Annotated in this window: 13 protein-coding genes and 2 pseudogenes; all 15 read left to right on the forward strand. The window is 71.5% G+C overall.

What is annotated here, in order from left to right; translation table 11 throughout:
- Positions 1-223: 223 nt before the first annotated feature.
- Positions 224-1,714, forward strand: a complete 1,491-nt coding sequence (locus QIS99_RS03880) for a sugar ABC transporter ATP-binding protein (protein WP_282510781.1) — start codon at positions 224-226, stop codon at positions 1,712-1,714.
- Complete coding sequence (locus QIS99_RS03885) at positions 1,711-2,766, forward strand: ABC transporter permease (RefSeq protein ID WP_282510371.1); 1,056 nt, start codon at positions 1,711-1,713, stop codon at positions 2,764-2,766. Before QIS99_RS03880 ends, QIS99_RS03885 begins: the two co-directional genes overlap by 4 nt.
- Before the next feature lie 69 nt (positions 2,767-2,835).
- Positions 2,836-3,897, forward strand: coding sequence for a substrate-binding domain-containing protein (locus tag QIS99_RS03890; protein ID WP_282510372.1), 1,062 nt, complete (start codon positions 2,836-2,838; stop codon positions 3,895-3,897).
- A 68-nt stretch (positions 3,898-3,965) separates the two neighbouring features.
- Entirely contained in the window at positions 3,966-5,294 is a 1,329-nt protein-coding gene (locus QIS99_RS03895) for a Gfo/Idh/MocA family protein (RefSeq protein ID WP_282510783.1), read from the forward strand.
- Between the two features lie 6 nt (positions 5,295-5,300).
- The gene (locus QIS99_RS03900) at positions 5,301-6,329 is read left to right on the forward strand and encodes a sugar phosphate isomerase/epimerase family protein (protein ID WP_282510373.1); all 1,029 of its coding nucleotides are present in this window, start codon (positions 5,301-5,303) and stop codon (positions 6,327-6,329) included.
- Between the two features lie 258 nt (positions 6,330-6,587).
- Complete coding sequence (locus tag QIS99_RS03905; RefSeq protein ID WP_282510375.1) at positions 6,588-9,152, forward strand: PQQ-dependent sugar dehydrogenase; 2,565 nt, start codon at positions 6,588-6,590, stop codon at positions 9,150-9,152.
- A 30-nt stretch (positions 9,153-9,182) separates the two neighbouring features.
- Complete coding sequence (locus QIS99_RS03910; protein ID WP_282510376.1) at positions 9,183-10,541, forward strand: ThuA domain-containing protein; 1,359 nt, start codon at positions 9,183-9,185, stop codon at positions 10,539-10,541.
- Positions 10,542-10,668: 127 nt separating this feature from the next.
- Complete coding sequence (locus QIS99_RS03915; RefSeq protein ID WP_282510785.1) at positions 10,669-11,823, forward strand: inositol-3-phosphate synthase; 1,155 nt, start codon at positions 10,669-10,671, stop codon at positions 11,821-11,823.
- A gap of 77 nt (positions 11,824-11,900) precedes the next feature.
- On the forward strand, positions 11,901-13,322 hold the full coding sequence (locus tag QIS99_RS03920) for an SCO3242 family prenyltransferase (protein ID WP_408909478.1): 1,422 nt from the start codon (positions 11,901-11,903) through the stop codon (positions 13,320-13,322).
- Positions 13,323-13,515: 193 nt separating this feature from the next.
- Entirely contained in the window at positions 13,516-14,448 is a 933-nt protein-coding gene (locus QIS99_RS03925) for a sugar phosphate isomerase/epimerase family protein (RefSeq protein ID WP_282510380.1), read from the forward strand.
- Positions 14,445-15,074 carry an EboA domain-containing protein gene (locus tag QIS99_RS03930; RefSeq protein WP_282510382.1) on the forward strand — a complete coding sequence of 210 codons (630 nt, stop codon included), beginning with the start codon at positions 14,445-14,447 and terminating at the stop codon, positions 15,072-15,074. The genes QIS99_RS03925 and QIS99_RS03930 overlap by 4 nt, the downstream gene beginning before the upstream one ends.
- Positions 15,074-15,928 carry a TatD family hydrolase gene (locus QIS99_RS03935; protein ID WP_282510384.1) on the forward strand — a complete coding sequence of 285 codons (855 nt, stop codon included), beginning with the start codon at positions 15,074-15,076 and terminating at the stop codon, positions 15,926-15,928. Before QIS99_RS03930 ends, QIS99_RS03935 begins: the two co-directional genes overlap by 1 nt.
- A 3-nt stretch (positions 15,929-15,931) precedes the next feature.
- Positions 15,932-16,540 (forward strand): annotated as a pseudogene (locus QIS99_RS03940) (metabolite traffic protein EboE); the annotation flags it as partial.
- Positions 16,541-16,888: 348 nt separating this feature from the next.
- A pseudogene (locus QIS99_RS03945) lies at positions 16,889-17,443 on the forward strand (metabolite traffic protein EboE); the annotation flags it as partial.
- The gene (locus QIS99_RS03950; RefSeq protein ID WP_282510386.1) at positions 17,440-18,843 is read left to right on the forward strand and encodes a nucleotide pyrophosphatase/phosphodiesterase family protein; all 1,404 of its coding nucleotides are present in this window, start codon (positions 17,440-17,442) and stop codon (positions 18,841-18,843) included. The pseudogene QIS99_RS03945 and the gene QIS99_RS03950, both read left to right, overlap by 4 nt.
- Positions 18,844-18,848 lie beyond the last annotated feature (5 nt).

Raw genomic sequence — 18,848 nt, forward strand, 5'->3', positions numbered from 1 at the left:
AGCCCGTACGAGAGCACAGCGCGCCCCCGCACCACCCGCTTTGCCCTGCTCTGCCCTGAACCTGCTCTGCCCTGAACCTGCACTGCCTTGAACCTGCACACTTCCCTGAAACTGCTCTGCCCTGAACCGGCCCCGCACCTGCGAGGGAAACACCATGGCACCAGAATCACCCCTGCCCGGCGCCGAGTCCGTGACCTCCGCCGACGCGCCGCCCCTGCTCACCATGTCCGGCATCACCAAGTCCTTCCCCGGCGTCCGCGCGCTCGACGGTGTGGACCTGGAGGTGCGCGCCGGTGAACTGCACTGCCTGCTCGGGCAGAACGGCGCCGGAAAGTCCACCCTCATCAAGGTGCTCGCCGGCGCCCACCAGCCCGACGGCGGCCGCATCACCTGGCGCGGCGACACCGTCACCCTGAAGTCGCCGATCGCCGCCATGCGCCTCGGCATCGCCACCATCTACCAGGAACTCGACCTGGTGGAGGGCCTGTCCGTCGCCGAGAACGTCTTCCTCGGGCACGAGCCGACCAGCGCCGGTTTCGTCGTACGCGGACGGGAGGCGCGGCAGGCGGCCGCCGGGCTGCTCCGCAGGCTCGGGCACCCGGAGATCGACCCGGCCCGGCTCGTCGGCGAACTCTCCGCCGCCCACCAGCAGATCGTCTCCATGGCGCGCGCCCTCTCCCACGACGTACGCCTGATGGTGATGGACGAGCCGTCCGCCGCGCTCGACCCCGACGAGGTCGCCAACCTCTTCCGGATCGTCGCCGACCTCACCGCCGAAGGCGTCGCCGTCATCTACATCTCGCACCGCCTCGAAGAGATCCGGCGCATCGGCGACCGCGTCACGGTCCTGAAGGACGGCCGCGCCGTCGCCGGCGGACTGCCCGCCAAGTCCACCCCGACCCGCGATGTCGTAGCCCTGATGACGGGCCGCAACGTCGAGTACGTCTTTCCCGAGCGGCCCACCCAAGTACCGGAGGCCGCACCACTGTTGGCGGTTCAGGGACTCACCCGGGCCGAGGAGTTCGCGCCCGTCGACCTGGAGGTGCGGCCCGGCGAGATCGTCGGGCTCGCCGGGCTCGTCGGCTCCGGGCGCTCCGAAATCCTGGAAACCATCTACGGGGCACGAAAGCCGGACGCCGGTCAAGTGCGCGTCGACGGGCGGCCGTTGAAGGCGGGGAGCGTGCGGGCCGCCGTGCGCGCCGGGCTCGGACTCGCGCCCGAGGAACGCAAGGCGCAGGCGCTGCTGATGCTCGAATCCATCACCCGGAACGTCTCCGTCTCCTCCCTGCCCCGCTTCGCGCGCGTCGGCTGGCTCGACCGGCGCGCCGAGTTCACCGCCGCGCGCCGCGCCACCCGCGAGCTGTCCCTCAAGCCCGACCGGCCCTCCGCCCCTGTGCGCACCCTCTCCGGCGGCAACCAGCAGAAGGCCGTACTCGCCCGCTGGCTGCTCCGCGGCTGTCGGGTGCTGCTGCTCGACGAGCCGACCCGCGGCGTGGACGTCGGCGCCCGCGCCGAGCTGTACGCCGTGATCCGGCGGCTCGCCGACGACGGGCTCGGCGTGCTGCTCGTGTCGAGTGAGATCCCCGAAGTCCTGGGGCTCGCCGACCGGGTCCTCGTCCTGCGCGAGGGCCGCGTCGTCCACACCGCGCCCGCGCGCGACCTCGACGAACACCGCGTACTCGACCTCGTCATGGAAGGGAGCCCGGCGTCATGACGCAGCCAGCGACGCCCGCACGGCAGGACGGGACGCTGCTCGACGGCGGCGGACCTGGCGGACCGAGCAAGTCCGCCGCCGGCGACAACCGCCCCTGGAGCGCCCGGCTGTTCCGCGCCGATGTGCGCACCTTGTCCCTGATCGGCGTCCTTGTGGCGCTCGCGCTGATCGGCGGCCTCACCGAACCGGACGCGTTCCTCGCCGCCAGCAACGTCCAGCTGATCCTCACCCAGGCCTCGGTGATCGGTGTCGTCACCGTCGGCATGACGTTCGTGATCACCTCGGGCGGCATCGACCTGTCCGTCGGCGCGATCGTCGCCCTCGCCTCCGTGTGGGCCACCACCGTCGCCACCCAGGAGTACGGCTTCGCGGGCATCCTGTTCACCGCCGTGATCGTCGGCGTGGGCTGCGGGCTCGTCAACGGCCTGCTCATCGCGTACGGCGGCATGGTGCCGTTCATCGCCACCCTCGCCATGCTGGCCTCGGCGCGCGGGCTCGCCCTGCAGATCACCGAGGGCAGGACGCAGATGGTGACCATCCCGTCCGTCCTCGACCTCGGCGAGCGCGACGCGTACGTCCTCGGCGTCCCGCCGCTCGTCCTGGTCTTCGCCGCCGTCACCGTGATCGGCTGGCTGGTCCTCAACCGCACCACGTTCGGCCGCCGCACCGTCGCCGTCGGCGGCAACGCGGAGGCCGCGCGCCTCGCCGGCATCGACGTCCGACGCCAGCGCCTCTACCTGTATCTGCTGTCGGGGCTCTGCTGCGGCATCGCTGCGTTCCTGCTGATCGTGCTCTCCGGCTCGGGGCAGAACACCAACGGCAACCTGTACGAGCTGGACGCCATCGCGGCGGCGATCATCGGCGGCACGCTGCTCAGCGGCGGCCGGGGCACCGTCACGGGCTCCGTGCTCGGCGTGCTGATCTTCACGACGATCACCAATATCTTCGCGCTCAACAACCTGGAGAGCGCGACCCAGCAGATCGCCAAGGGCGCGATCATCGTCGCCGCGGTCCTCGTCCAACGACGGACCGCGACCTCGCATACGACCTGATCAGCCCGAACGTCCCTGTGCGGCAACGCACTTCCCCGTAGGAACCGGCCTTACGCGAAGGGTCCCGCCATGCCTGAAAAGCCGAGTCTGCCAGCCGCCGCCAGCCGCAGAAGGCTCCTCTTCGGAGCCGCCGCCCTCTCCGGCGGAGCCCTGCTCACCGCCTGCACCAGCAACGAGCCGAAGGAGGGCGGCGGAGGCCAGGCCGCCGACGCCCCCGTCGCCGACGACAAGCCGGGCAAGCCCGTCACCATCGGCTTCGCCGGGCCGCAGGCCGACCACGGCTGGCTCAACGCGATCAACGTCAACGCCAAGGAACGGGCGAAGAAGTACCAGGACGTCACCCTGGAGATCACCGAGGGGTCGAACGACACGGCCGCGCAGATCGGCCAGATCGACACCCTCATCAACAAGAAGGTCGACGTCCTCGTCATCCTGCCCGCCGACGGCAAGGCCATGACCCAGGCCGGACTCAAGGCGATGCGGGCCGGCATCCCGGTCGTCAACCTGGACCGGATCTTCGCCAACCCGCAGGCCTACCGCTGCTGGATCGGCGGCGACAACTACGGCATGGGGCTCAACGCCGGGCACTACATCGGCGAACAGCTCAAGGACAAGAAGAACGCCAAGGTCGTCGAGCTCGCCGGGCTCGACAACCTGGAGCTCACCAAGCAGCGCACCGAAGGCTTCGACGCCGCCCTGAAGAACTACCCGAACATCAAGAAGGTCGCCCGGCAGGCCGCCGAGTTCACCGTCGAGTCCGGACAGTCCAAGATGTCCCAACTTCTGCAGGCACAGAAGAACTTCGACGCCCTGTGGAACCACGACGACGATCAGGGCGTGGGTGCGCTGCGCGCCATCGAGCAGGCGGGCCGGGACGACTTCTTCATGGTCGGCGGGGCGGGCGCGCTCTCCGCGATGCAGGCCATCGAGTCCGGCGAGGGCGTCCTCAAGGCGACCGTCCTCTACCCGCCCACCATGTCCGCCTCCGCGATCGACCTGGCCCGCGCCCTCGGCCAGGGCAAGGGCATCGGCGGCATGGCGGAGTTCGAGATCCCGTCGTCGATCACGCTCTACTCGGCCGTCGTCACCAAGGACAACGTCAACCAGTACCTGTCCACCGGCTTCAAGTGAGCGGCCCGGAAGAAGGGTTGAGCAGGTTGGCCACACCCCCCACCGCCGTCGACGAGGAGGCATTCCGCATGCAGCACAACGGGGACCAGAACGGAGCGGGCCGGCGGCAGCGCCTGGGCATCGGCATGGTCGGCTACGCCTTCATGGGCGCCGCGCACTCCCAGGGCTGGCGCACCGTCGGCCGCGCCTTCGACCTGCCGCTCGCACCGCACCTGACGGCGATCTGCGGCCGCGACGGCACCGCGGTGCGGGCGGCCGCCGACCGGCTCGGCTGGTCCCACGCCGAGACCGACTGGCGTGCCCTCCTCGCCCGCGACGACGTGCAGCTCGTCGACATCTGCACGCCGGGCGACAGCCACGCCGAGATCGCGATCGCCGCCCTGGAGGCGGGCAAGCACGTGCTGTGCGAGAAGCCGCTCGCCAACTCCGTGGAGGAGGCCGAGGCGATGGCGGCGGCCGCCGAACGGGCTGGCGAACGCGGCCAGTTGGCGATGGTGGGCTTCAACTATCGCCGCGTGCCCGCGATGACGCTGGCCCGCCGCATGATCGCCGAGGGCCGCCTCGGCCGCATCCGGCACGTACGCGTCGCCTATCTGCAGGACTGGCTGGTCGACCCGGAGTTCCCGCTGACCTGGCGCCTGGAGCGGGAGCACGCCGGCTCGGGCGCGCTCGGCGACCTCGGCGCGCACATCGTGGACCTCGCGCAGTACGTCGCGGGCGAGCACATCGTCGGCGTCTCCGCGATGACCGAGACCTTCGTACGGGAACGGCCGCTGCTCGCCGGGGCGTCCGCGGGGCTCGCGGGTGCCGGGGGCGCTTCGGGAGCCGGGGGAGCTTCGGGAGCAGGGGAAGCTTCGGAAGCAGGGGAAGCTTCCGGAGCCGGGGGAACTTCCGGAACCGCGCGCGGGCCCGTGACCGTGGACGACGCGGCCGTGTTCACCGCACGGCTCGCCTCCGGGGCGCTCGCCACGTTCGAGGCCACCCGGTTCGCGACCGGTCGGAAGAACGCCCTGCGCCTCGAAGTCAACGGCGAGCAGGGCTCGTTGGCCTTCGACCTGGAGCGCCTGAACGAGCTGGAGTTCCACGACGGCACCGAGCCCGCGGCCTCGGCGGGCTTCCGCCGCATCCTGGTCACGGAGGCCGACCATCCGTATCTGGAGGGCTGGTGGCCGCCCGGGCACGGACTCGGCTACGAGCACACCTTCGCGCACCAGGCCCGCGACCTCGTCCACGCCATCGCCACCGGCAGTCGGCCCGAGCCGTCCTTCGCGGACGGCCTGCGGGTGCAGCGCGTCCTCGCGGCGGTGGAGGAGAGCGCGGCGAAGAACTCCTCGTACACCCCGATCCCGGTCATCCCGGTCATCCCGGCACTGGACGCTTCGGACCTGGAGGTTTGAGAACCGATGGCACGCTCGTTCACGCTCTTCACCGGACAGTGGGCCGACCTGCCCCTGGAGGAGGTCTGCCGGCACGCCCGCGACTTCGGCTACGACGGCCTCGAACTCGCCTGCTGGGGCGACCACTTCGAGGTGGACAAGGCCCTCGCCGACCCTTCGTACGTCAAGGGCCGCCATGAACTCCTCGACCAGTACGGCCTCAAGTGCTGGGCGATCTCCAACCACCTCGTCGGCCAGGCCGTCTGCGACGCGATCATCGACGAGCGGCACCGGGCGATCCTGCCCGCCCGCATCTGGGGCGACGGCGAGGCCGAGGGCGTACGGCAGCGGGCCGCGGCGGAGATCGCCGACACGGCGCGGGCCGCGGCGGCGTTCGGCGTGGAGACGGTGGTCGGCTTCACCGGCTCGGCGATCTGGCATCTCGTCGCGATGTTCCCGCCCGTCGTGCCCGGCATGATCGAGCGCGGCTACCAGGACTTCGCGGACCGCTGGAACCCGATCCTCGACGTCTTCGACGCGCAGGGCGTCCGCTTCGCCCACGAGGTCCACCCGAGCGAGATCGCGTACGACTACTGGTCGACGGTCCACGCCTTGGAGGCGGTCGACCACCGGCCCGCGTTCGGCCTCAACTTCGACCCCTCGCACTTCGTCTGGCAGGACCTCGACCCGACGAACTTCCTCTACGACTTCCGCGACCGCATCTACCACGTCGACTGCAAGGAGGCCCGGCGCCGCCTCGACGGCCGCAACGGGCGCCTCGGCTCGCACCTGCCCTGGGGCGACCCGCGGCGCGGCTGGGACTTCGTCTCGGCCGGCCACGGCGACGTGCCCTGGGAGGACGTCTTCCGGATGCTCCGCTCGATCGGCTACGCAGGGCCGGTCTCGGTGGAGTGGGAGGACGCTGGCATGGACCGCCTCCAGGGCGCTCCCGAGGCGCTGCGAAAGCTGAAGGCGTACGACTTCGAGCCGCCGTCGGCTTCGTTCGACGCGGCGTTCGGGGGTGGGGAACAGCCCCAGGCCCAGCCCCAGGTCTGACCCCAGGTCCAGCCCCAGACCCAGCCCCAGACCCAGCCCCAAGTCCGGCCCGCACGCCCATCCCGTGCCACGTTGCCCAGCTCCCGTAGAGGGTTCAACTCTTGTGTTGTGCAAGGGCTTTCTATCGGGGATGAACGTGGCTACCTTCCCTGGGGTGGACGGATTGATCTCTCCGGGGTGACGGCGCATCCCGGCGCACCGCAGCACCACGAGCACCGCACACGCCAAGTACCACCGGCCCCATTCCGGAGGACATCCGTGCACAGAAACAGGCTCAGACTGCGCAACAAGCTCGCCCTGCTCACCGGCACCTTCCTGGCGACGGCGTCCTTGACGCTCGCCGCGCCCGCCCTCCCCGCCGCCGCCGTACCGGACGCGCCCACCTCGGGCGTCGAACCCGTGGCCGACCAGGGCGAGCAGAAGGGCGAGCAGAAGGGCGAGCAGAGGGGCGAGCAGAAGGCCGAGCAGAAGGCCGAGCAGAAGGGCAAGAAGCCCAAGGCCGAGGACTTTCAGCAGGTCACCCTCGCCAAGGGCGAGCCCGAGATGGGCGAGCCCATGACCCTCGACGTGCTGCCGGACAACTCCGTCCTGCACACCTCCCGCGACGGCACCCTGCGCCTCACCGACCCCACCGGCACCACCAAGGTCGCCGGGAAGATACCCGTCTACTCGCACGACGAGGAGGGCCTCCAGGGCATCGGCGTAGACCCGAACTTCGCCCAGAACCGGGCCATTTACCTCTACTACGCCCCGCCCCTGGAGACCCCCGCCGGTGACGCGCCCAACGAGGGCACCGCCGAGGACTTCGCCAAGTTCGACGGGGTGAACCGGCTCTCCCGCTTCGTCCTCAAGGAGGACGGCACCCTCGACGCGGCCAGCGAGAAGAAGGTCCTTGACGTCCCCGCCGACCGCGGCATCTGCTGCCACGTCGGCGGCGACATCGACTTCGACAAGGACGGCAACCTCTACCTGTCGACCGGCGACGACTCCAACCCCTTCGCCTCCGACGGCTTCACGCCCATCGACGAGCGCGCGAACCGCAACCCGGCCTACGACGCGCAGCGGACCTCCGGCAACACCAACGACCTGCGCGGCAAGATCCTCCGCATCAAGGTCGCCGACGACGGCTCGTACACCATCCCCGACGGCAACCTCTTCGAACCCGGCACCGAGAAGACCCGCCCCGAGATCTACGCGATGGGCTTCCGCAACCCGTTCCGGATGAGCGTCGACAAGCCGACCGGCACGGTCTACGTCGGCGACTACGGCCCCGACTCCGGCACTGCCGACCCGGGGCGCGGCCCCGCAGGCCAGGTCGAGTTCGCCCGCGTCACCGAGCCCGGCAACTACGGCTGGCCGTACTGCACCGGCAAGAACGACGCGTACGTCGACTACAACTTCGCCGACCAGACCTCCGGCGCGGCCTTCGACTGCGCCGCCCCCAAGAACGAGTCGCCGCACAACACCGGCCTCACCGACCTGCCGCCCGCCCAGGAGGCCTGGATTCCGTACGACGGCGGCAGCGTCCCCGAGTTCGGCACCGGCTCCGAGTCCCCGATGGGCGGCCCGGTCTACCGCTACGACGCGAACTCCGACTCGAAGGTGAAGTTCCCCGAGGCCTACGACGGCAACTTCTTCGCCGGTGAGTTCGGCCGCCGCTGGATCAAGCGGATCGACGCGGACACGGGCGGCGCCGTGCAGTCCATCAACGACTTCCCCTGGACCGGCACACAGGTCATGGACATGGACTTCGGGCCCGACGGCGCCCTCTACGTCCTCGACTACGGCACCGGCTACTTCAACGGCGACGAGAACTCCGCGCTCTACCGGATCGAGAACGCCACCGGCGGCCACTCGCCCGTCGTCGAGGCCGACGCCGACGTCACCAGCGGCCAGACCCCGCTGGAGGTGCAGTTCAAGGCCGACGCCACCGACGCCGACGGCGACAAGCTCACGTACAGCTGGGACTTCGGCGACGGCGCCACGTCCACCGAGCAGAACCCCACGCACACCTTCGAGAAGAACGGCGTCTACGCCGCCACCGTCACCGCGAAGGACAAGACCGGCCGCACCGGCTCGGCCAGCGCTCACATCACCGTCGGCAACACCGCGCCGACCGTGAAGCTCGAACTGCCCGCCGACGGGCAGCTGTTCACCTTCGGCGACAAGGTGCCCTTCAAGGTCACCGTCACCGACCCGGAGGACGGCACCATCGACTGCTCCAAGGTCAAGGTCACGCACATCCTCGGCCACGACAGCCACGGCCACCCGGTGACCTCCGCCAACGGCTGCGAGGGCACCATCCAGACCTCCGCCGACGGCGAGCACGACCCGAACGCCAACATCTTCGGGGTCTTCGACGCCGAGTACACCGACCAGGGCGCGAACGGCCAGCCCGCGCTGACCACCCACGACCAGAACGTCGTCCAGCCCAAGCACCGGCAGGGCGAGCACTTCGACGACCAGCAGGGCGTGTCCGTGGTCAGCCATGACGCGGCCCACGGCGGCAAGGCCGTCGGCGACATCAACAACGGCGACTGGATCTCCTTCAAGCCGTACGTCCTCGGCAACGCCACCCAGTTCACCGCCCGCGTCGCCTCCGCCGGAGCGGGCGGCACCCTCGAAGTCCGCGCCGGAGCCGCCGACGGCAAGCTCCTCGGCACCGCCAAGGTCGACCCGACCGGCGGCTGGGAGACGTACGCCGACGTGACCGCCGGCCTCAGCGGCGCCCCGGCCGGGACCACCACGCTCTTCCTGGTCTTCAAGGGTGAGGGCACGGGCGCCCTGTTCGACGTCGACGACTTCACCTTCACCACCGGCTGACCCACCGAGCAGAGAAAGGGAGTGACCGCAATGCGCACAAGAGCCCGACTGCTCACCGTCACCGCGACGGCGGCCCTGCTCATCGGCTGCGTGTCCGGACCGGCAGCTTCCAGGCCCGCCCCTGACGGCAAGCCGGACAAGCCCGGCAAGGACGGCGAGAGCGTTCTCGTCTTCTCCAAGACGGCCGGCTTCCGCCACGACTCCATCCCCGAAGGCATCGCCGCCGTCAAGGACCTCGGCGCCGCGAACGGCTTCACCGTCGACGCCACCGAGGACGCCGGCGCCTTCACGCCCGGCAACCTCGCCAAGTACGACGCCGTCGTCTGGCTCTCCACCACCGGCGACGTCCTCAACGACACCCAGCAGGCCGCCTTCGAGAAGTACATCAAGAGCGGCGGCGGCTACGTGGGCGTCCACGCCGCCGCCGACACCGAGTACGACTGGCCCTTCTACGGCGAACTCGCGGGCGCCTACTTCCAGTCCCACCCGCACATCCAGCCCGCGAAGGTCGACGTGGAGGACCACGCCCACCCGGCGACCGCCCACCTCGGCCAGGTCTGGGACCGCACCGACGAGTGGTACAACTACCGCTCCAACCCGCGCGACCGCGCCCGCGTCCTGGCCTCCCTCGACGAGTCCTCGTACACCGGCGGCACCATGAACGGCGATCACCCGATCGCCTGGTGCCAGGAGTTCGACGGAGGCCGCTCCTTCTACACCGGCGGCGGCCACACCAAGGAGTCGTACGCCGAACCCGCCTTCAAGCAGCACCTGTTGGGCGGCATCCGCTACGCCACCGGCGCCGCCAACGCCGACTGCCGACCCGAACAGGGCTACACCAGGCTCTTCGACGGCACCTCCCTGGACGGCTGGAAGCAGGCGGGCCCCGGCTCCTTCGAGCTGAAGGACGGCACGCTCACGACTGTCGGTGGCATGGGCATGCTCTGGTACGCGGCCAAGGAGTTCGGCTCGTACTCCCTGAAGCTCGACTGGAAGATGTCCGGGGACGACAACTCCGGGATCTTCATCGGCTTCCCGCCCTCCGACGACCCCTGGTCGGCGGTGAACAACGGCTACGAGATCCAGATCGACGCCACCGACGTCCCGGAGAAGACCACCGGCTCGGTGTACGGCTTCCAGTCCGCCGACATCGAGGCCCGCGACCGGGCCCTCAACCCGCCGGGGGAGTGGAACACCTACGAACTCCGCGTCGAGGGCGAGCACCTGCAGATCTGGCTCAACGGCGTGAAGATCAACGACTACACCAACACCGATCCGGCACGGAGCCTGGCCCAGGGACACATCGGCATCCAGAACCACGGAGACGGCGACGACGTGTCGTTCCGCGACATCCGGGTGAAGGAACTCGCCGACGGGTCCGGCGGCTGACGGCCCCGTCCCAGCACGCCCGCGCCCGCCTCCCGGGCGCGGGCCAGCGAACGGCGGCGGGCGGGGGACGCCGGACCTCCGCCCGCCGTCTCCACCCATCCAAGGAGGCTGTGCCGTGACCCGTGCCGTGACCCCTGCCGTGACGACCCCTGCCGTGACTCCTTCGTCCACTCCTGATCCCTCCTACGGCGTCTGGTTGATCGGCGCCCGCGGCTCGGTCGCCACCACGGCGGTCGCGGGAAGTGCGGCGGTGACCGCCGGACTCCACCCGGCGACCGGCATGGTGACGGAAACACCTCCCTTCACCGAGGCCGGCCTGCCACCCCTCGGCTCCCTCGTCTTCGGCGGACACGACACGGTCGAGTGCCCGCTGCCCAAACGCGCCGAACACCTCGCCGCCGGGGGAGTGCTGCCGCACGGACTCCCCTCGGCGGTACGCGCCGAACTCGCCGCCGCCGACGCCGAGATCAGGCCCGGCGGTCCGGTGAGTGGCGATGCGCGGCCGGACGACGAGCTGGTGGCCGCGTTCGCCGCCGACATCAGTGACTTCACCCGCCGCCGCGGCCTCGCCCGCACGGTGGTCGTCAACGTCGCCTCCACCGAACCCGCTCCGGACGACCATGAGTTGCGGCTCCCTGCCAGCTCCCTGTACGCCGCGGCCGCCCTCCGCGCCGGCTGCCCCTACGTCAACTTCACCCCCTCCACCGGCCTCCACCACCCTTCGCTTGCCGCTGCCGCCGCCTCGTCGCGCATTCCTTACGCCGGGCGTGACGGCAAGACCGGCCAGACCCTGCTCCGCGCCGTGCTCGCGCCGATGTTCCTGCAGCGCGCCCTCGACGTCCGCGCCTGGTCCGGCACGAACCTGCTCGGCGGCGGCGACGGCGCCGCCCTCGCCGACCCCGCCGCGGCCGCCGCCAAGAACGCGGGCAAGGAACGCGTCCTCGCCGACGTCCTCGGCACCGCCCCGCAGGGCGAGGTCCACATCGACGACGTACCTGCGCTCGGCGACTGGAAGACCGCCTGGGACCACATCGCCTTCGACGGCTTCCTCGGCTCCCGCATGGTCCTCCAGACCATCTGGCAGGGCTGCGACTCGGCCCTCGCCGCGCCTCTCGTCCTCGACCTGGCCCGCCTCCTCGCCCGCGCCGCCGACCTCGGACTCAGCGGCCCCCGCCCGGAGCTGGGCTTCTACTTCAAGGACCCGGACGGCCACACCTCCGCCCTCGGCGAGCAGTACGCCGAACTCCTCGCGTTCGCCTCGCGGCTGGGGGAGCGGAAGTGAAGGGGCAGGACGCGGGCGGCGTGCCGCCGTCGACCCGCGTGTGGACCCGCTCGTTGGCCCGCCCGTGGACCCGCTCGATGGCCCGCTCGTCGACGTGCTTGTCGATCCGGCCGTCGATCCGGCCGTCGATCTGGCCGTCGACCGGCCAGTCGCCCCGGCCTCCGCTCGGCCGCGCGCGCGACTGGGCCGAACTCCTGCGCATCTCGGCCCTGTTCACCGTCCCCGGCGACGCCCTTGCCGGCGCCGCCGCCATCGGCGTCCGCCCCAACACCCACACACTCGCCGCCATCGGTTCCTCCCTCTGCCTGTACGAGGCCGGCATGGCCCTCAACGACTGGGCGGACCACGCCGAGGACGCCGTCGAACGCCCCCACCGCCCGCTGCCCTCCGGCCGGATCCCCCGCGGCGCCGCCCTCGCCGCCGCCGGCGCCCTGACCGCCACCGGCCTCGGCCTCGCCGCCCGCGCGGGCCGCCCCGCCCTGACGGTGGCGGGCCTCCTCGCCGGGTCGGTCTGGGCGTACGACCTGAAGCTCAAGCACACCGCCGCCGGCCCGGCCACCATGGCCACGGCCCGGGGCCTGGACCTTTTGCTGGGGGCTGTGGCTTCGGGGGCTGGGGCTGTTGGGTCGGGGGCTGGGGCTGGGGCTGGGGCTGGGGCTCGGGCTGTTGGGGTTGTTGGGGCTGGGGCCCGGGCAGTTGGGCCGGGGGCTGGGGCTCGGGCCGGGGCTGTGAGTTTGGGTGTTGGTGGTGGGGTGGGTTCTGGTGCCGAGGCTGTGGGGTCGGAGGTCGCGGCCGGTGCCGGTGCCGGTTCTGGTGCAGGGGCGCGGGCTGTTTGCGGTGCTGTTCGGTGTGCCTTGCCCTCGTCCGTCGTCCTCGCCGCCCACACCCTCGCCGTCACGACCGTCTCCCGCCGCGAGGCCCAGGGCGGCTCTTCACTGACGCCGCTCGCCGCGTTGGCCGCAACTGCGTTGCTGGGGCGGGTTGTCGGGTCACCCCGTTGGGGAGGGGGTGTCGCCGCGGGAGTGGGTTCCGTCGCGGGAGTGGGTTCCGGCAGTGGCGTGGGTTCTGGTGCTGTCGGTGGGGGTGCGGGTTTCAGCGGGGGTGTGGCTGTCGGCGGGGGTGTGGCTGCCTCCGGAGCCTCAGCCGGGCCTGCGCCGGGCGGCCTCCGCTCGTCCGTTCCCGGCCGCGCCACCCTCCCGACCACCGTCCGCCTCCCCGGCCCCGCTGCCCTCGGCCTGCCCGGCCCGGCCTCCGTCCGGCTCGCCCCGCACCACCTGCTCGGTGCGGCGTACGTGGCCACGGCTGCCCGGCCCCTGTTCCACGCCGTCCTCAACCCCTCACCCCAACTCACCCAACGCGCCGTCGGCGGCGGCATCCGCGCCATGATTCCCCTCCAGTCCGCTCTCGCCGCGCGTGCCGGCTCCCTCGGCACGGCCCTCGCCACCGCGGCTCTCGCCCCCGTCGCCCGGCGGATGGCCAGGCGGGTGAGCGCCACATGAACCTCCGCCCGCCCGGGGCTTCCCCTACATCTGCCGCCTTCACCAGTTCCCCCGCATCTGCCGCCTTCACCAGTTCCCCCACATCCGCCGGTTCCCTTGCATCCGCCGGTTCCCCCGCATCCGTCGCTCCCTCAGCCCCTCTCGCCCTCCTCGGGCACACCTCCTTCCCCTCCGGCAGCAAGGCGGTGCCCTCATGACCCTCCGCTTCGGCTACGGCACCAACGGCCTCACCGACCTCCGTCTCGACGACGCCCTCGGCCTCCTCGCCGACCTCGGCTACGACGGCCTCGGCCTGACCCTCGACCACATGCACCTGGATCCCCTCGCCCCCGACCTGGCCGAACGCACCCGTCACCTCACGCGCCGCCTCGACCAGCTCGGCCTCTCGGTGACCGTTGAGACCGGCGCACGCTACGTCCTCGACCGCCGCCGCAAACACGGCCCCTCCCTGCTCGACCCCGACCCGGACGGGCGCGCCGCACGCGTCCAACTGCTCCTGCGTGCCCTCCAGGTCGCGGCCGACCTGGGCGCTCACGCCGTGCACTGCTTCAGCGGCACCCTGCCCCCGGGCACCGACGCCGAGACCGGCTGGAAGCGCCTCGCCGAGGCCATGGCGCCGGTCGTCACCGCCGCCACCGAGGCCGACGTGCCGCTCGCCGTGGAACCCGAGCCGGGCCATCTGCTCGCCCGCCTGGCCGACTTCCACCGGCTGCGCCGCGACCTCGGTGACCCGGCCGCCCTCGGCCTCACCCTGGACATCGGGCACTGCCAATGTCTGGAACCCGTGCCGCCCGCAGCCTGCGTCACCGCGGCCGCCCCGTGGCTACGCCACGTCCAGATCGAAGACATGCGCCGCGGCGTCCACGAACACCTCCCTTTCGGTACCGGCGAGATCGACTTCCCGCCCGTCCTCGATGCCCTCGCCGCCACCGGCTACCAGGGCCTGACCGTCGTGGAACTGCCCCGCCACTCCCACGCCGGTCCCCAACTCGCCGAAGAATCCCTCCTTTTCCTCCGCCGCACCGCCGCCACCGCCAACCCCGTCCCCGCGTCCACCCACCCGACCAGGTCCAGGACCACGGCCTCGCCCCTCACCTTCGTACCGGGACAAGGAGGACCCCAGTGACCGACAGCGCCGCCGCACTCCGCGCCGCCCTCGACGACACGTCCCGCGCCTGGCTCGACCGCGCCCTGGACCAGGCCACGAGCCACGCCAAGTCCTCCGACTCCACTCAAGGCCCGACCCCGCCCTGGGAGTTGCGGTTCGCCGAGGCCGGGCGTCGCTGCGGCGCCGCCCTCGCCGACCCGGCCCGGCAAGTTCTCCTGCAGGCCGCCGAGGCCGGTCCGGCCACCGTGACCCGGCTCTACCGGCAGGGCACCGCCGACGAACGCCGAGCCGTCCTCCTCTCGTTGCCCCATCTCGTCCACGGCCCGCAGGCCCTGCCCCTGACCGAGGACGCCCTGCGCACCAACGACCCCCGTCTGGTCGCCGCCGCCGTCGGCCCGTACGCCGCCGCACACCTGGACGCCCACGGCTGGCGGCACGCGATCCTCAAGTGCCTGTTCATCGGCGTCCCGGTCGCTGCCGCCGCCCACCTGGACGTACGGGCCCGGGGCGACGCCGAACTCGCCCGCATGCTCGACGACTACGCCGCCGAACGCTCCGCCGCCGGCCGCTCCGTTCCCGACGATCTCCACCGCGTCCGCACGCTCGCCCTGGCCGACGCCGAGCCGTCCCGCAAGGAGTCCTGATGCGCATCTTCGACCCGCACATCCACATGACCTCCCGGACCACCGACGACTACGAAGCCATGTATGCCGCGGGGGTGCGCGCGGTCGTCGAGCCCGCCTTCTGGCTCGGCCAGCCCCGTACCTCCCCGGCCTCCTTCTACGACTACTTCGACGCCCTCCTCGGCTGGGAGCCCTTCCGCGCGGCGCAGTACGGCATCGCCCACCACTGCACGATCGCCCTCAACCCGAAGGAGGCCAACGACCCCCGCTGCGCGCCCGTCCTCGACCAACTGCCGCGCTATCTCGTCAAGGACGGTGTGGTCGCCGTCGGCGAGATCGGCTACGACTCCATGACCCCGGCCGAGGACCAGGCGCTGGCCGCCCAACTGCAACTGGCCGCCGACCACGAACTCCCCGCCCTCGTGCACACCCCGCACCGCGACAAGCTCGCCGGGCTGCGCCGCACCCTGGACGCCGTCGCCGAGTCCGCGCTCGACCCGCAGCGTGTGCTCCTCGACCACCTCAACGAGACAACCGTCAAGGAGGCCAAGGACGCGGGATGTTGGCTCGGATTCTCCGTCTATCCCGACACCAAAATGGACGAGGACCGCATGGTGGCGCTGCTGCAGACCTACGGCCCCGAGAGGGTGCTGGTCAACTCGGCCGCCGACTGGGGCAGGAGCGACCCCCTGAAGACCCGCAAGGTGGCCGAGGCGATGCTCGCGGCGGGCTTCTCCGACGCCGACGTCGACCAGGTGCTCTGGCAGAACCCGGTCGCCTTCTACGGACTCAGCGGCCGCCTCGTCCTCGACCCACCCGGCACGGACACCAGGTCCACGCACGAAGGGAACTCCATCCTGCGCGGAGGGGAGTGACCCATGCGCTTCCGGCACCCGGACGGCTCGATCGTCCACCTCGCCTACTGCACCAACGTCCACCCGGCCGAGACCCTCGACGGCGTCCGCGCCCAGCTGCGTGACCACTGCGAGCCCGTTCGCCGCAGGCTCGGCCGCGACCGGCTCGGCATCGGCCTGTGGCTGGCCCGCGACGCCGCCCGCGCCCTGACCTCCGACCCGGCGTCCCTGCGCGAGCTGCGCGCCGACCTGGACCGGCGCGGCCTCGAAGTGGTCACCCTCAACGGCTTCCCGTACGAGGGGTTCGGCGCCGACGAGGTCAAGTACCGGGTGTACAAGCCGGACTGGACCGACGCCGAGCGGCTGAGCCACACCACCGACCTGGCCCGGCTGCTGACCGCGCTGCTGCCCGACGACGTCACGGAAGGAAGCATCTCCACGCTTCCGCTGGCCTGGCGCACCCCTTTCACCGAGCGGCACGCGGCCACCGCACGCCACCCCCTCGTCTCCCTCGCCGAACGGCTCGACGCCCTGGAGGAGCTCACCGGCCGCTCCATCCGCATCGGCCTCGAACCCGAGCCCGGCTGCATCGTCGAGACCACCGCCGACGCCATCGCACCCCTCACCGCCGTCCGCGAAGAGATACGCCGACGCGCCGCACTCTCCGCCCCTGCCCGAGCCGACACCGCACCGGCGGGCGGCTCCCCGGCCGTCGCCGAACGGGCCGTCGCCGAACCGGCTGACGCCGGACGGGCCGGCGGCCGTTCCGCCGAACAAGCTGGGCCCGCCGAAGCCGTGCCCGCCGAAGCCGTGCCCGCCGAAGCCGTGCCCACCGAGCAGGCCGTGCCCGCCCAACCAGCCATGCCCGCCGAGCCCAGGCCCACGCAGCAGCCTGCCTTGCCACACTCCGGCCAAGCGCCGCAGCCAATTCCGCCCGCGTCGCCAGGCCTCGGCGACCGGTCGGCCCCGGGCACCGCCGCCGACCGCATCGGCATCTGCATCGACACCTGTCACCTCGCCACCTCCTTCGAAGATCCCCACACCGCTCTCGACGCCTTGGACACGGCCGGTATCGCCGTACCCAAGGTCCAGCTGTCCGCCGCCCTGCACGCCGAATACCCCCAACACCCGGAAGTTCAGGAGGCGTTGGCTGCCTTCGACGAGCCCCGGTTCCTGCATCAGACCCGCACCCGCACCGCCGGAACGCTGCACGGCACCGACGACCTCGGCCCCGCCCTCTCCGGCGGCTCGCTGCCCGACACCAGCCCCTGGCGCGCGCACTTCCACGTACCGCTGCACGCCGCACCCGCGCCCCCGCTCACCTCCACCCTGTCCGTGCTGCGCGACACCCTCGCCCTCCTGGTCGGCGGCTCCCATCCGCGCACCCGCCACCTGGAGGTCGAGACCTACACCTGGCAGGCGCTGCCCGCCGCGCTGCGCCCCCGGGTCCGCAGCCAGCTCGTCGACGGCATCGCCGCCGAACTCACTCTCGCCCGCGATCTCCTCGTCGACCTCGGCCTCAAGGAACTGCCATGACGCACCCACCGGCCCCGACAGCCGCTCCCACTCCGCTGCTGGTCCTGGACGTCGTCGGCCTCACCCCCCGTCTCCTCGCATACATGCCTCACCTCAAGTCCCTTGCCGAGAACGGTTCAAGCGCCGAACTCGGCACCGTCCTCCCGGCGGTGACCTGCGCCGCCCAGTCCACGTTCCTCACCGGAGCCCCACCCGCCGAGCACGGCATCGTCGGCAACGGCTGGTACTTCCGCGAGCTCGGCGACGTACTCCTGTGGCGCCAGCACAACGGCCTGGTCTCCGGCGACAAGCTGTGGGACGCCGCGCGGCGTACCCATCCCGGCTACACGGTCGCCAACATCTGCTGGTGGTACGCCATGGGCGCAGACACCGACATCACCGTCACCCCCCGTCCCGTCTACTACGCCGACGGCCGCAAGGAACCCGACTGCTACACCCGGCCCCCGGGCCTGCACGACGAACTCACCGCGAAACTCGGCACGTTCCCCCTCTTCCACTTCTGGGGACCCGGCGCCGACATCGTCTCCTCGCAGTGGATCGTCGACGCGACCCGCCACATCATCGACACCCGCAGCCCCGACCTGGCGCTCTGCTACCTCCCTCATCTCGACTACGACCTGCAGCGCTACGGTCCCGACGATCCGCGCTCCCGCAAGGCCGCCACCGACCTGGACCAGATCCTGGCCCCCCTCCTCGACGACGCCGCCCGCGAGGGCCGCACCGTCGTCGCGCTCTCCGAGTACGGCATCACCAAGGTCAGCCGCACCGTCGACATCAACCGCGCCCTGCGCCGCGCCGGACTCCTAGAAGTCCACACCCAGGACGGCATGGAGTACCTCGACCCGATGGCGTCCCGCGCCTTCGCCGTGGCCGACCACCAGATCGCCCATGTGTACGTCCGCCGCCCGGAAGATCTCGACGCCGCTCGTGAGGCACTCCAAAGCCTGGCGGGAATCGATCAACTCCTGGACGACGAAGGCAAGAAGGAGCACGGCCTGGACCATCCGCGCGCCGGCGAACTCGTCGCCGTCGCGGAGCCGGACGCCTGGTTCACGTACTACTACTGGCTCGACGACGCACGGGCACCCGACTTCGCGCAGCTCGTCGAGATCCACCGCAAGCCGGGCTACGACCCGGTCGAGCTGTTCATGGATCCCCTCGACCCGTATGTGAAGGTCAGGGCCGCGAAAGCGCTCGCCCGCAAGAAACTCGGGATGCGCTACCGCATGGCGGTGGTGCCGCTGGACGCCTCACCTATTCGCGGCAGCCATGGCCGCCTCCCCGATGACCCGAACGACGGTCCGCTCATCCTGTGCTCCACCCCCCGCGCTGTCACCGGCCCCATCCGGGCCACCGATGTGAAGTCCCTGCTGCTTCAGCTCGCCGGTCTGCACTCCTGACGGTG

The sequence above is a fragment of the Streptomyces solicavernae genome (genome assembly GCF_029968095.1).
GTDB classification, from domain to species: domain Bacteria; phylum Actinomycetota; class Actinomycetes; order Streptomycetales; family Streptomycetaceae; genus Streptomyces; species Streptomyces solicavernae.